Source organism: Hafnia paralvei (assembly GCF_020150375.1).
Lineage (GTDB): Bacteria > Pseudomonadota > Gammaproteobacteria > Enterobacterales > Enterobacteriaceae > Hafnia > Hafnia paralvei.
Map to the genome: position 1 here is coordinate 4,319,494 of NZ_CP083737.1, position 13,465 is coordinate 4,332,958.

Annotated in this window: 23 protein-coding genes; 1 reads left to right on the forward strand and 22 read right to left on the reverse strand. The window is 48.8% G+C overall.

What is annotated here, in order from left to right; translation table 11 throughout:
* Position 1: 1 nt before the first annotated feature.
* From rplR to rpsJ, 18 genes are all read right to left on the reverse strand, one after another.
* Positions 2-355, reverse strand: coding sequence for a 50S ribosomal protein L18 (gene rplR / locus K9N75_RS19975; protein ID WP_004846572.1), 354 nt, complete (start codon positions 353-355; stop codon positions 2-4).
* 9 nt (positions 356-364) lie between these two features.
* Positions 365-898 carry a 50S ribosomal protein L6 gene (gene rplF / locus K9N75_RS19980; protein ID WP_004846576.1) on the reverse strand — a complete coding sequence of 178 codons (534 nt, stop codon included), beginning with the start codon at positions 896-898 and terminating at the stop codon, positions 365-367.
* Positions 899-911: 13 nt separating this feature from the next.
* The gene (rpsH, locus tag K9N75_RS19985) at positions 912-1,304 is read right to left on the reverse strand and encodes a 30S ribosomal protein S8 (RefSeq protein ID WP_004846579.1); all 393 of its coding nucleotides are present in this window, start codon (positions 1,302-1,304) and stop codon (positions 912-914) included.
* 33 nt (positions 1,305-1,337) lie between these two features.
* Positions 1,338-1,643 (reverse strand): 30S ribosomal protein S14, encoded by a 306-nt coding sequence (rpsN, locus tag K9N75_RS19990; protein ID WP_004846582.1) that lies wholly within the window; start codon positions 1,641-1,643, stop codon positions 1,338-1,340.
* A gap of 13 nt (positions 1,644-1,656) precedes the next feature.
* A complete protein-coding gene (rplE, locus tag K9N75_RS19995) occupies positions 1,657-2,196 on the reverse strand; it encodes a 50S ribosomal protein L5 (protein ID WP_004846583.1) in 540 nt (179 codons plus the stop codon).
* Positions 2,197-2,210: 14 nt separating this feature from the next.
* Positions 2,211-2,525, reverse strand: coding sequence for a 50S ribosomal protein L24 (gene rplX, locus K9N75_RS20000; protein WP_004846586.1), 315 nt, complete (start codon positions 2,523-2,525; stop codon positions 2,211-2,213).
* Between the two features lie 10 nt (positions 2,526-2,535).
* The gene (gene rplN, locus K9N75_RS20005; RefSeq protein WP_000613954.1) at positions 2,536-2,907 is read right to left on the reverse strand and encodes a 50S ribosomal protein L14; all 372 of its coding nucleotides are present in this window, start codon (positions 2,905-2,907) and stop codon (positions 2,536-2,538) included.
* Positions 2,908-3,071: 164 nt separating this feature from the next.
* Positions 3,072-3,326, reverse strand: coding sequence for a 30S ribosomal protein S17 (rpsQ, locus tag K9N75_RS20010; RefSeq protein WP_004846590.1), 255 nt, complete (start codon positions 3,324-3,326; stop codon positions 3,072-3,074).
* Entirely contained in the window at positions 3,326-3,517 is a 192-nt protein-coding gene (rpmC, locus tag K9N75_RS20015) for a 50S ribosomal protein L29 (protein ID WP_004846592.1), read from the reverse strand. The genes rpsQ and rpmC overlap by 1 nt, the downstream gene beginning before the upstream one ends.
* Positions 3,517-3,927 (reverse strand): 50S ribosomal protein L16, encoded by a 411-nt coding sequence (gene rplP / locus K9N75_RS20020; protein WP_002438716.1) that lies wholly within the window; start codon positions 3,925-3,927, stop codon positions 3,517-3,519. The genes rpmC and rplP overlap by 1 nt, the downstream gene beginning before the upstream one ends.
* Before the next feature lie 13 nt (positions 3,928-3,940).
* Positions 3,941-4,642 carry a 30S ribosomal protein S3 gene (gene rpsC, locus K9N75_RS20025; protein WP_004846598.1) on the reverse strand — a complete coding sequence of 234 codons (702 nt, stop codon included), beginning with the start codon at positions 4,640-4,642 and terminating at the stop codon, positions 3,941-3,943.
* Between the two features lie 17 nt (positions 4,643-4,659).
* Positions 4,660-4,992: a 50S ribosomal protein L22 gene (gene rplV, locus K9N75_RS20030; RefSeq protein ID WP_004391423.1), complete on the reverse strand. Its 333-nt coding sequence runs from the start codon at positions 4,990-4,992 to the stop codon at positions 4,660-4,662.
* A 14-nt stretch (positions 4,993-5,006) separates the two neighbouring features.
* Positions 5,007-5,285 (reverse strand): 30S ribosomal protein S19, encoded by a 279-nt coding sequence (gene rpsS, locus K9N75_RS20035; protein WP_004846600.1) that lies wholly within the window; start codon positions 5,283-5,285, stop codon positions 5,007-5,009.
* Positions 5,286-5,299: 14 nt separating this feature from the next.
* On the reverse strand, positions 5,300-6,124 hold the full coding sequence (rplB, locus tag K9N75_RS20040) for a 50S ribosomal protein L2 (protein WP_004846602.1): 825 nt from the start codon (positions 6,122-6,124) through the stop codon (positions 5,300-5,302).
* A gap of 19 nt (positions 6,125-6,143) precedes the next feature.
* A complete protein-coding gene (gene rplW / locus K9N75_RS20045; protein WP_004846604.1) occupies positions 6,144-6,446 on the reverse strand; it encodes a 50S ribosomal protein L23 in 303 nt (100 codons plus the stop codon).
* Positions 6,443-7,048: a 50S ribosomal protein L4 gene (rplD, locus tag K9N75_RS20050; RefSeq protein WP_004846606.1), complete on the reverse strand. Its 606-nt coding sequence runs from the start codon at positions 7,046-7,048 to the stop codon at positions 6,443-6,445. Before rplD ends, rplW begins: the two co-directional genes overlap by 4 nt.
* A gap of 10 nt (positions 7,049-7,058) precedes the next feature.
* Positions 7,059-7,688: a 50S ribosomal protein L3 gene (gene rplC, locus K9N75_RS20055; RefSeq protein ID WP_004846608.1), complete on the reverse strand. Its 630-nt coding sequence runs from the start codon at positions 7,686-7,688 to the stop codon at positions 7,059-7,061.
* 32 nt (positions 7,689-7,720) lie between these two features.
* Positions 7,721-8,032 (reverse strand): 30S ribosomal protein S10, encoded by a 312-nt coding sequence (gene rpsJ / locus K9N75_RS20060; RefSeq protein WP_001181005.1) that lies wholly within the window; start codon positions 8,030-8,032, stop codon positions 7,721-7,723.
* Between the two features lie 413 nt (positions 8,033-8,445).
* Here rpsJ and K9N75_RS20065 point away from each other — a divergent pair, with 413 nt between their 5' ends.
* Entirely contained in the window at positions 8,446-9,159 is a 714-nt protein-coding gene (locus K9N75_RS20065; RefSeq protein ID WP_224452039.1) for a prepilin peptidase, read from the forward strand.
* 4 nt (positions 9,160-9,163) lie between these two features.
* On the opposite strand, the gene bfr is transcribed toward K9N75_RS20065, so the two are convergent.
* The 4 genes from bfr to fusA all read right to left on the reverse strand — a co-directional run bounded on the left by bfr (position 9,164) and on the right by fusA (position 13,437).
* Entirely contained in the window at positions 9,164-9,640 is a 477-nt protein-coding gene (gene bfr / locus K9N75_RS20070) for a bacterioferritin (protein WP_004846612.1), read from the reverse strand.
* A 72-nt stretch (positions 9,641-9,712) separates the two neighbouring features.
* Complete coding sequence (bfd, locus tag K9N75_RS20075) at positions 9,713-9,910, reverse strand: bacterioferritin-associated ferredoxin (protein ID WP_008815464.1); 198 nt, start codon at positions 9,908-9,910, stop codon at positions 9,713-9,715.
* A gap of 157 nt (positions 9,911-10,067) precedes the next feature.
* Entirely contained in the window at positions 10,068-11,252 is a 1,185-nt protein-coding gene (gene tuf, locus K9N75_RS20080; RefSeq protein ID WP_008815465.1) for an elongation factor Tu, read from the reverse strand.
* Between the two features lie 70 nt (positions 11,253-11,322).
* A complete protein-coding gene (gene fusA / locus K9N75_RS20085) occupies positions 11,323-13,437 on the reverse strand; it encodes an elongation factor G (RefSeq protein ID WP_004090891.1) in 2,115 nt (704 codons plus the stop codon).
* Positions 13,438-13,465 lie beyond the last annotated feature (28 nt).

Here is a 13,465-nt window from a genome sequence, read left to right on the forward strand (position 1 = left end):
CTTAGAACTGAAGGCCAGCTTCACGGGCAGCATCTGCCAGTGCCTGGACACGACCATGATATTGGAAACCAGAGCGGTCAAAAGATACGCCTTTGATGCCCTTCTCCAACGCGCGCTCAGCAATAGTTTTACCTACAGCGATTGCAGCATCTTTGTTCCCAGTATATTTCAGTTGTTCACTGATTGCTTTTTCTACAGTAGAAGCAGCGACCAGAACTTCAGAACCATTCGGAGCAATTACCTGTGCGTAAATATGACGCGGGGTACGATGTACCACCAGGCGAGTTGCACCCAGCTCTTTGAGCTTGCGGCGTGCGCGGGTCGCACGACGGATACGAGCAGATTTCTTATCCATAGTGTTACCTTACTTCTTCTTAGCCTCTTTGGTACGCACGACTTCGTCGGCGTAACGGACACCCTTGCCTTTATAAGGCTCAGGACGACGGTAAGCGCGCAGATCTGCTGCCACTTGTCCGATTAACTGCTTATCAGCGCCTTTCAGCACGATTTCAGTCTGGGACGGGCATTCAGCAGTGATACCTGCTGGCAGAGCATGTTCAACTGGGTGAGAGAAGCCTAAGGCTAAATTCACAGAGTTGCCCTTAACTGCTGCACGGTAACCGACACCTACCAACTGAAGCTTCTTAGTGAAGCCTTCGGTAACACCAACAACCATTGCGTTAAGCAGAGCACGAGTGGTACCCGCTTGGGCCCACGCATTTGCAAAACCTTCGCGTGGAGCGAAAGTCAGTGCATTATCAGCATGCTTAACTTCAACGGCGTCGTGGACTGTACGAGTCAGCTCGCCGTTTTTACCCTTAATCGAAATTACCTGACCGTTGAGTTTAACCTCTACGCCGGCAGGAATGACGACGGGTGCTTTTGCAACACGAGACATTCTTTCCTCCCGATTAAGCTACGTAGCAGATAATCTCGCCACCAAGACCAGCCTGGCGAGCTGCACGATCAGTCATAACACCTTTAGAGGTAGAAACAACAGCGATACCCAAACCGGCCATAACTTTTGGCAGCTCATCTTTTTTCTTATAGATGCGCAGACCTGGACGGCTGATACGTTGAATGCTTTCTACCACTGCCTTGCCCTGGAAGTACTTCAGTACTAATTCCAGTACAGGCTTGGTGTCGCCTTCGATTTTGAAATCTTCAATAAAACCTTCTTCCTTCAGCACGTTGGCAATTGCCACTTTCAGCTTGGAGGAAGGCATGGTGACCGCAACTTTGTTCGCGGCTTGACCGTTACGGATACGGGTCAGCATATCCGCGATCGGATCTTGCATGCTCATCTGTCTTTACTCCCGTGATTCAATTGGTGACAATTACCAGCTAGCCTTTTTCAGACCCGGGATTTCACCGCGCATAGCGGCTTCACGGACCTTGATACGGCTCAACCCGAACTTACGCAGGAAAGCGTGCGGACGGCCAGTTTGACGGCAGCGGTTACGCTGACGGGACGGGCTGGAATCACGCGGCAGAGTCTGCAGCTTAAGAACAGCATCCCAACGATCTTCGTCAGAAGCGTTCACGTTAGAGATGATCGCTTTCAGTTCAACGCGTTTGGCAAAGAACTTATCAGCTAATTTCACGCGTTTGACTTCGCGTGCTTTCATGGATTGCTTAGCCATTAGTAACCCTACCTTACTTGCGGAACGGGAAGTTGAAAGCAGTCAGCAGCGCACGGCCTTCATCATCGGATTTCGCAGTAGTGGTAATGGTAATATCCAAACCACGAACGCGATCGACTTTATCATAATCGATTTCCGGGAAGATGATCTGTTCACGCACGCCCATGCTGTAGTTACCACGACCATCGAATGACTTAGCGGACAAGCCACGGAAGTCACGGATACGAGGTACAGCAATGGAAATCAGACGCTCAAAGAACTCCCACATGCGTTCGCCACGCAGAGTTACTTTACAGCCGATCGGATAGCCCTGGCGGATTTTGAAGCCTGCAACTGATTTGCGTGCTTTAGTGATCAACGGTTTTTGACCGGAGATTGCTGCTAAGTCAGCTGCTGCGTTATCCAGCAGTTTCTTATCAGCGATCGCTTCACCAACACCCATATTCAGGGTAATCTTCTCGACCCGTGGGACTTGCATGACAGAATTGTAGCCGAACTCAGACATGAGTTGCTTGACTACTTCGTCTTTGTAGTAATCATGCAGTTTCGCCATCGTACTACTCCAAATTACTTGATAGTTTCGCTGTTAGATTTGAAGAAACGGACTTTTTTGCCGTCTTCGAATCTAAAGCCTACACGGTCAGCCTTACCGGTTGCCGCATTGAAGAGAGCAATGTTAGAAACCTGAATAGCAGCTTCTTTTTCAACAATGCCACCTGGTTGGTTCAGGGCCGGAACCGGCTTCTGATGTTTCTTAACCAGGTTGATACCTTCAACGATGACCTTGCCAGAAGACAGGACATTTTTTACTTTACCGCGCTTACCTTTATCTTTACCGGTTAGCACGATAACTTCGTCATCACGACGGATTTTCGCTGCCATGGTTCGCTCCTTAGAGTACTTCTGGTGCCAGAGAGATAATTTTCATGAACTTTTCATTACGCAGTTCACGAGTTACCGGCCCAAAAATACGCGTACCGATAGGCTGCTCAGAGTTATTGTTCAAAATAACACAAGCATTGCCATCGAAGCGAATGACAGAACCGTCCGGGCGACGAACACCCTTCTTGGTGCGCACCACTACCGCCTTCAGCACATCGCCTTTCTTGACCTTGCCACGAGGAATTGCTTCCTTGATGGTGATCTTGATGATGTCGCCGACGCCTGCGTAGCGACGGTGCGAGCCACCTAGAACCTTGATACACATTACGCGACGTGCACCGGAGTTGTCGGCCACGTTCAGCATAGTCTGTTCTTGGATCATGTTAGTGCTCCGCTAATGTCAACTACAACTTTGGACCCAGAATGGGTCGTTTGAAATCCCCACAATTGAGGGCGCAGCATTATAACACCGCTTCCAGAATATGGGTAGAAAAAATAAACGGCTCAAAAACTGAGCCGTTTATAGTACTCGAGATGCGTACTGTATTACAGAACGGCTTTCTCTACAACGCGAACCAGCGTCCAAGACTTAGTCTTAGACAGTGGACGGCATTCGCGGATTTCTACCACGTCACCGATTCCACATTCGTTGTTCTCGTCGTGTACGTGCAGCTTGGTCGTACGTTTGATGAATTTACCATACATTGGGTGCTTCACCATACGCTCGATCGTAACAACAACGGATTTCTCCATTTTGTCACTAACTACTCGACCTTGCAGAGTACGGATTTGATCAGTCATTACGCACCCGCCTTCTCAGTCAGTAAAGTCTTAACGCGTGCGACATCACGACGCACTTGCTTCAACAGGTGAGATTGTTGCAGCTGACCGCTTGCCGCTTGCATGCGCAGGTTAAATTGCTCACGCAGCAGGCTCAGCAGTTCAGTGTTCAGCTCTTCAACACTTTTCTCACGCAGCTCTTGTGCTTTCATTACATCACCGTCTTAGTTACAAAGGTGGTTTTGATAGGCAGTTTCGCTGCTGCCAGCTTGAAGGCCTCACGGGCCAGCTCTTCAGGCACGCCGTCCATTTCGTACAGGACTTTACCCGGCTGGATCAAGGCAACCCAATACTCTACGTTACCTTTACCTTTACCCATACGAACTTCAAGCGGCTTTTCAGTGATCGGCTTGTCTGGGAACACACGGATCCAGATTTTACCCTGACGCTTAACTGCACGAGTCATCGCACGACGAGCTGCTTCGATTTGACGAGCAGTCAGACGGCCACGGCCAACAGCTTTCAGACCGAAAGTGCCGAAGCTAACATCCGTACCTTGCGCCAGACCACGGTTGCGGCCTTTGTGCACCTTACGGAATTTTGTACGCTTTGGTTGTAACATTCAGCGACTCTCCTTACTTGCGGCCTTTACGCTGCTGCTTTTTAGGTTGAGCAGCCGGTTTTTCCGGTTGTTCAACGGCAGCCATACCACCCAGGATCTCACCTTTGAAGATCCATACCTTAACGCCGATTACACCATAAGTGGTGTGCGCTTCAGAGGTGTTGTAATCGATATCCGCACGCAGAGTATGCAACGGAACACGACCTTCACGGTACCATTCGGTACGCGCGATTTCAGCACCGCCAAGGCGGCCGCTTACTTCAACTTTAATACCTTTAGCGCCCAGACGCATTGCGTTCTGTACAGCACGCTTCATAGCACGACGGAACATAACACGACGTTCCAGCTGTGAAGTGATGCTATCAGCAACCAATTTTGCGTCCAGTTCTGGTTTACGAACTTCGGCGATATTGATTTGCGCAGGAACGCCAGCGATATCCGCTACGACCTTACGCAGTTTTTCGACATCTTCACCTTTCTTGCCGATAACGATGCCTGGACGAGCAGTGTGAATAGTCACACGGATGCTCTTCGCAGGACGCTCGATAACGATGCGAGAAACGGAAGCCTTCGCCAGTTCCTTAGTCAGGAATTGACGAACTTTAAAGTCGCTGTCTAGGTTGTCAGCGAACTCTTTGGTATTCGCGAACCAAGTAGAGTTCCAAGGTTTGACAATACCCAGGCGAATACCATTAGGATGTACTTTCTGACCCATTGCTAGTCTCCAGAGTCTCAGCGATCGGACACAACCACAGTAATGTGGCTGGTGCGCTTCAGGATACGATCTGCACGACCTTTAGCACGCGGCATAATGCGCTTCATGCTTGGGCCTTCGTCGACGAAAATTTTCGTCACTTTCAGATCATCGATGTCAGCGCCATCGTTGTGTTCTGCGTTAGCAATAGCAGACTCAAGTACTTTCTTAACCAGACCAGCAGCTTTCTTGTTGGTGTAGGCTAAAGTTTCCAGAGCTTGCGACACTTTCTTACCGCGGATCAGGTCAGCAACGAGGCGAACCTTCTGAGCAGAAGAACGAGCGTGGCGATGTTTAGCGATAGTTTCCATCTCTTCCTCCTACCTTAGCGCTTTTTGGCTTTTTTATCAGCCGCATGGCCGCGATAAGTACGAGTCGGCGCGAATTCACCTAACTTGTGACCGACCATTTCATCGGCTACAAATACTGGAACGTGCTGACGACCATTATGGACAGCGATGGTCAAACCGATCATGTTTGGAAAGACCGTTGAACGACGGGACCAAGTCTTAATAGGCTTTTTGTCTCCGCTTTCCACCGCTTTCTCTACCTTCTTCAGCAAGTGCAGGTCAATGAAAGGACCTTTCTTGAGAGAACGTGGCATGGCTTATCCTCTAATTATTTTTTGCTACGGCGACGTACGATGAATTTATCAGTACGCTTGTTGCTGCGGGTCTTCTTACCTTTGGTCTGCAGGCCCCATGGGGACACTGGATGCTTACCAAAGTTACGACCTTCACCACCACCGTGTGGATGGTCGACTGGGTTCATCGCAGTACCGCGAACGGTAGGACGAACACCACGCCAGCGGCTTGCACCTGCTTTACCCAGAACGCGCAGCATATGCTCAGCGTTACCAACTTCGCCTAAAGTAGCACGGCAGTCGGATGGGACTTTACGCATTTCACCAGAACGCAGACGCAGGGTGACATAAGCACCATCGCGAGCAACGATCTGAACGTATGCGCCAGCAGAACGAGCCAACTGACCACCTTTGCCTGGTTTCATTTCTACGTTATGAACAGTAGAACCAACCGGGATGTTACGCATCGGCAAGGTGTTGCCAGGTTTGATAGCAGCATCAACACCAGATTGAATCTGGTCACCCGCTTTCAGGCCTTTAGGCGCCAGGATATAACGACGTTCGCCGTCTTTGTACAGAACCAGCGCGATGTTCGCGGAACGGTTCGGATCATATTCCAGACGCTCAACAACAGCAGGAACACCATCTTTGTTGCGTTTGAAGTCAACCAGACGATAATGCTGTTTATGACCACCACCGATGTGACGAGTGGTGATGCGGCCATTGTTGTTACGGCCACCGGATTTGCTCAGTTTTTCAAGCAACGGGGCATACGGTTTGCCCTTGTGCAGCTCAGGGTTAACCACTTTAACAACGTGGCGACGACCCGGAGATGTCGGTTTACATTTAACAATTGCCATTGTTCGCTACTCCTCCGACTTACTCTGCGCCGCCGATGAAGTCCAGATTCTGGCCTTCTTTCAGGGTGACGTAAGCTTTTTTCCAGTCGCTACGACGACCAACACGCTGACCGTGACGCTTCACTTTACCTTTAACTACCAGGGTGTGAACTGCATCAACTTCAACTTCGAACAGTTTCTTAACTGCGGCTTTGATTTCTGCTTTAGTTGCATCTTTAGCAACTTTGAGAACGATGGTGTTGGTTTTTTCCATCACCATAGACGCTTTTTCAGAAACGTGCGGCGCGCGCAGTACTTTCAGCAGACGTTCTTCACGGATCATGCCAGCATCTCCTCAACTTGCTTCACAGCGTCAGCAGTCATAACCACTTTGTCGAAGGCGATCAAGCTAACTGGGTCGATACCTGTAACGTCGCGCACGTCAACCTTGTACAGGTTGCGAGCAGCCAGGAACAGATTTTCGTCGACTTCGCCGGTTACAATCAGCACGTCTTCCAACGCCATATCTTTCAGTTTCTGTGCCAGCAGCTTAGTTTTAGGCGCTTCTACAGAGAACTTCTCAACGACGATCAGACGATCTTGACGTACCAGTTCGGACAGAATGCTTTTCAGCGCGCCGCGGTACATCTTTTTGTTAACTTTTTGACTGTGATCCTGAGGCTTCGCAGCGAATGAAACGCCACCGGAACGCCAGATCGGGCTCTTAACAGAACCAGAACGAGCGCGGCCAGTACCTTTCTGACGCCACGGTTTTTTGCCGGAACCAGTTACTTCAGCACGGGTCTTCTGAGCACGAGTACCTTGACGGGCACCAGCTGCATAAGCAACTACAACCTGGTGTACCAGCGCTTCGTTGAAATCACGACCGAAGGTAGTTTCGGAAACAGTCAGCGCGCTTTGCGCGTCTTTCAATACTAATTCCATTCCTATCTCCTCACGCCTTAACAGCTGGTTTAACGATCAGGTCGCCACCGGTTGCACCCGGAACAGCACCCTTAACCAGCAGCAGGTTGCGCTCAGCGTCAACACGTACTACATCCAGGCTCTGAACGGTTACGCGTTCGTTACCCAGTTGGCCTGCCATTTTCTTGCCTTTGAACACTTTGCCCGGAGTCTGGTTCTGACCGATAGAACCCGGAACGCGGTGAGACAAGGAGTTACCATGGGTAGCATCTTGGGTACGGAAGTTCCAGCGCTTAACTGTGCCAGCAAAACCTTTACCTTTAGAAGTACCGGTAACGTCAACTTTTTTAACGTCAGCAAAAATTTCAACGCTAATGCTCTGACCTACAGTGAACTCTTCGCCTTCGTTCAGACGGAATTCACGCAGAGTGCGGCCAGCTTCTACGCCAGCTTTAGCGAAGTGACCAGCTTCTGGCTTAGATACGCGGTTTGCTTTTTTAGCACCCGTAGTTACCTGTACAGCACAGTAGCCGTCGTTATCCAGGGTTTTCACCTGAGTAACACGGTTTGCTTCGATTTCGATAACGGTTACTGGGATAGAAACGCCATCTTCAGTGAAGATGCGGGTCATACCCACTTTTTTACCGACTAAACCAATCATTGTTTCAACCTCTCAATCGTTCAATGACCTGATTAACCCAGGCTGATCTGCACGTCTACACCAGCAGCCAGATCCAGACGCATCAGAGCATCAACGGTTTTCTCGGTTGGCTCAACGATGTCAACCAGACGCTTGTGAGTGCGAATTTCGTACTGATCGCGCGCGTCTTTGTTGACGTGCGGAGAAATCAGAACGGTAAAGCGCTCTTTGCGGGTCGGCAGCGGGATCGGACCACGGACTTGCGCACCAGTGCGCTTAGCAGTCTCGACGATTTCCGCGGTTGATTGATCGATCAGACGATGATCAAACGCTTTCAGGCGGATACGGATTCTTTGGTTCTGCATGAGACCAGAGCTCCAATTATTTTATAAACGTAAAAAATTACTCCTCGCACCCATTTCGATTGATGGGGGAGTGTAATCGTTCAACATATAACCCCCATATCGGGAGTATTGTTCGACAGTCTAAGACTGTCTCTGATTTAAAATCAGACCTACCAAGATTAGGTAAGCCCGCGCATTATACGTAAACCAGCTCAGGAAGCAACCTAAATGCGCAAAAATAGTGAGTGCCGTTGCGTAATAAAGGCTTACTGCAATGCCTATCCTTATCAGATATAAACAATAGACCATCAACACGCGAAAGAAGCATTACACAATTATCATCCTAATATGTGAACTCGACTGTAAAAACATGCCAGTAACCCTTTCTGCCTTTCCAATATGATGCTGCAAGTTGCATACCTGAGGTAAAGCAAATGGCACCCTTCGCTGACAATATCGAGCATATTTTATCTGGTATACCTTTTCACATCCTCATTAGCCTACTCTTTGCGTTTATCTGCGGATGTGTAACCCGCTTTGTCTGGAATAGACTTCCATCAAAGATACTTCGCGTGGATACGGACAGCTTAGAACATCCCCACCTACCGTTTTACAATCTCTGTCGGGGTAGCACTAATGAGTTCATTTTTTATGGTCTACTTTTTACCGGTATTTGTATTTTTACGAGCAGCGGCTTCACCAAGCTTCCCCTTATCTGGCTGATAAGCTGGTTTCTTACGACGTTGTCTATAATAGATCTCCGCCATTATCTGTTACCGGATATTCTTACCCTCCCCTTCCTATGGCTTGGCCTACTTTATAACGCGTATTCACATACGGTTCGCCCGTCGGATGCCATTGCTGGCGCCGCTATAGGCTATCTTTCCATATGGCTACTCTTTTGGATTGTTAAGTTGCGGATGCACAAGCACGGTATTGGGCTTGGAGACGCGAAACTTTTGGCAGCACTCGGGGCATGGACGGGAAAGGATAATGTGACATGGATATGCTTATGGGCATCACTGGGAGGTATTGTTTGGTGGGCTTTACGGACAATCTACTCGAACGATAAAAACCACCCTTTGCCTTTTGGCCCCTGCTTAGCCATTCCTGGCTGGGTGGTTATTGCCGATATCTTGCGCTCATAGAGCGTTAGGCTTCTTCTTTCACTTGCGCCAACAGGTAATTTTGAATCCCAAGACGCTGGATAAGATCGAGCTCGGTCTCAAGCCAATCGATATGTTTTTCTTCATCAGAGAGAATATCGATCATTAAATCACGGCTTACGTAATCATGAACAGAATCACAGTAGGCGATCCCTTCACGCAAATTTTTAGCGCCGTCTAACTCAAGTTTTAAATCAGAGCGGAGCATCTCCTCAACATCTTCGCCAATGTTAAGCTTGCCAAGATCCTGCAGATTTGGCAGCCCCTCTAAAAATAAAATCCTTTCGATATAGCGATCTGCATGTTTCATTTCATCAATGGACTCATGGTATTCAACGTCATTGAGACGAGTGAGTCCCCAGTTTTTGAACATACGTGCGTGAAGGAAATACTGATTGATAGCAACTAGCTCGTTACCAAGTAGCTTATTGAGATGAGTGATGACTTTCTTATCGCCTTTCATAAACAAAACCCTCCGCTTCCAGTTCTTTTAGTGTAGAACCAGACGTTGAAGAGTCAAAAAATAACCACTTTTTTATGCTACGTTTATGAAGTCGCTCTGTATTACGGCTGTTTCCTCATCAAAAATTTCGCGAGCCTGACGTATACATTTTCCACATTCTGTCCCAAGAGGAACAATTTTTCGCAGATGATGCAACGAGCTCGGTTGATATTTACGGATCGCATGACGAATTGTTTTGTCAGAAATCCCATTACATAAGCAAACGTACATAGCACTTCTCTTTGCCACTTTGATAATACTAGTCTAAATAATAAACATTATCATTTCAACATGAGCGCCGATTATTTGTGCAAAATAAGTGCTGCATAGAGGCAATAAAAAAGGGCGCCTAAGCGCCCTTTCATGCATTAAGTTAAAAGCTAAAAAATTAGCTCATTACCTTAGCAACAACACCAGCACCAACGGTACGGCCGCCTTCACGGATTGCGAAGCGCAGACCATCGTCCATTGCGATTGGGTGGATCAGGGTAACGATCATTTTGATGTTATCGCCTGGCATTACCATTTCCACGCCTTCTGGCAGTTCGATGGTACCGGTCACGTCAGTAGTACGGAAGTAGAACTGTGGACGGTAGCCTTTGAAGAACGGAGTATGACGGCCGCCTTCGTCTTTGCTCAGAATATAAACTTCTGATTCGAATTTGGTGTGTGGCTTGATAGAACCTGGTTTAGCCAGAACCTGACCACGTTCGATGTCTTCACGCTTGATACCACGCAGCAGAACACCAACGTTCTCGCCTGCACGACCTTCGTCCAGCAGCTTACGGAACATTTCAACGCCAGTACAAGTTGATTTAACGGTATCTTTGATACCAACGATCTCAACTTCTTCACCAACTTTAACGATACCGCGCTCTACACGACCGGTAACAACAGTACCACGGCCAGAGATAGAGAATACGTCTTCGATTGGCAGCAGGAATGGCTTGTCGATAGCACGTTCTGGTTCTGGGATGTAAGAATCCAGAGTTTCAGCCAGTTCTACGATCTTAGCTTCCCACTCAGCTTCGCCTTCCAGCGCTTTCAGAGCAGAACCACGGATGATTGGAGTATCATCACCTGGGAAGTCGTACTGAGACAGAAGTTCACGAACTTCCATTTCTACCAGTTCCAGCAGCTCTTCATCATCAACCATGTCGCATTTGTTCAGGAACACGATGATGTAAGGAACGCCAACCTGACGACCCAGCAGGATGTGCTCACGAGTCTGAGGCATAGGGCCGTCAGTCGCAGCAACAACCAGGATAGCGCCGTCCATCTGAGCAGCACCGGTGATCATGTTTTTAACGTAGTCGGCGTGCCCTGGGCAGTCAACGTGCGCGTAGTGGCGAGTCGGGGTGTCATACTCAACGTGAGAAGTGTTGATGGTGATACCACGAGCTTTTTCTTCTGGCGCGTTATCGATCTGGTCGAATGCACGTGCAGAACCGCCGTAGGTTTTAGCCAGAACGGTGGTGATTGCAGCAGTCAGGGTAGTTTTACCGTGGTCAACGTGGCCGATAGTACCAACGTTAACGTGCGGTTTTGTACGTTCAAATTTTTCTTTAGACACGGCTTTATTCCTTACTCTTGTGCTCTCCCTTCATAGAGAGAGCACGGGATCAATGTTTTAAACCAGTAGCTTATTTGCCACGAGCTTCAATAACGGCTTGAGCAACGTTGCTCGGCGCATCATCGTACTTCAGGAATTCCATGGAGTAAGATGCACGGCCTTTGGTCAGAGAACGCAGTTGAGTTGCGTATCCGAACATTTCTGACAACGGAACCTCAGCATGAATCACAACGCCAGTAACGTTAGATTCTTGACCACGCAGCATACCACGACGGCGGCTCAGGTCACCGATGACGTCACCAGTGTTCTCTTCTGGAGTTTCTACTTCAACCTTCATGATTGGTTCAAGCAGAACTGGTTTCGCTTTCTTAAAGCCATCTTTGAAGGCGATAGAAGCGGCCAATTTAAACGCCAGCTCAGAGGAGTCAACGTCATGGTAAGAACCGAAGTGCAGACGCACGCCCAGATCAACTACCGGATAGCCAGCCAGTGGACCAGATTTCAGCTGTTCCTGAATACCTTTATCAACGGCAGGGATGTATTCACCAGGAATTACACCACCCTTGATGTCGTTGATGAACTCGTAACCTTTCGGATTTGAGCCCGGCTCCAGTGGGTACATGTCGATAACAACATGACCGTACTGACCACGACCACCAGACTGCTTGGCGTGTTTACCTTCGATATCGGTAACTTTCGCGCGAATCGCTTCACGGTAAGCAACCTGAGGTTTACCGACGTTCGCTTCAACGTTGAATTCGCGTTTCATACGGTCAACGATGATGTCGAGGTGCAGCTCACCCATACCTGCAATGATGGTCTGGTTGGATTCTTCATCAGTCCATACGCGGAATGACGGGTCTTCTTTAGCCAGACGGCCCAGAGCCAGACCCATTTTTTCTTGGTCAGCTTTGGTTTTCGGTTCTACGGCGATGGAAATTACCGGTTCTGGGAATTCCATACGCTCCAGAATGATTGGCGCATCAGGGTCACACAGAGTGTCACCAGTAGTTACGTCTTTCAGACCGATAGCAGCAGCGATGTCGCCTGCGCGAACTTCTTTAATCTCTTCACGTTTGTTAGCGTGCATCTGAACGATACGACCAAAACGCTCACGTGCAGATTTCACGGAGTTCAGTACGGTATCGCCGGAGTTAACCACACCGGAGTAAACGCGGAAGAAGGTCAAGTTACCAACAAACGGGTCGGTTGCGATTTTGAATGCCAAAGCAGCAAACGGCTCATCATCGTTAGCATGACGCTCAGCTGGAGTATCTTTACCGTCGTCCAGCATACCGTTGATCGCAGGTACGTCGATTGGGGATGGCAGGTAATCAATTACCGCATCCAGCATCGCCTGAACACCTTTGTTCTTGAACGCAGAACCACAAGTTACCAGAATGATTTCGTTGTTCAGAACACGCTGACGCAGAGCTTTCTTGATCTCTTCTTCAGTCAGTTCTTCACCACCCAGGTATTTTTCCATCAGCTCTTCAGAAGCTTCTGCTGCTGATTCGATCAGGTTCTGGTGCCATTCTTCAGCCAGATCGGCCATATCAGCAGGGATATCTTCGTATTCGAAGGTAACGCCCTGATCGGCATCGTTCCAGTTGATAGCTTTCATTTTCACCAGGTCAACAACACCGGTGAAACCTTCTTCAGCACCAATCGCCAACTGAAGCGGAACAGGGTTCGCGCCCAGACGGGTTTTGATCTGACCAACAACTTTCAGGAAGTTAGCACCCATACGGTCCATTTTGTTAACGAACGCGATGCGTGGAACTTTATATTTGTTCGCCTGACGCCATACGGTTTCAGACTGAGGCTGAACACCACCAACGGCGCAGTAAACCATTACCGCACCATCAAGAACACGCATGGAACGTTCTACTTCGATAGTGAAGTCAACGTGCCCTGGGGTGTCGATGATGTTTACACGGTGTGGTTCAAACTGCTTAGCCATGCCAGACCAGAATGCAGTGGTCGCAGCAGAGGTAATGGTAATACCACGTTCCTGTTCCTGTTCCATCCAGTCCATGGTGGCTGCGCCGTCATGAACTTCACCGATTTTATGGTTTACACCGGTGTAGAAAAGGATACGTTCGGTAGTAGTTGTCTTACCGGCGTCGATGTGTGCGCTGATACCGATATTACGGTAACGGGCAATGGGTGTTGTACGAGCCATTTGATTCCTCTATTCCTAGGACGTTCAA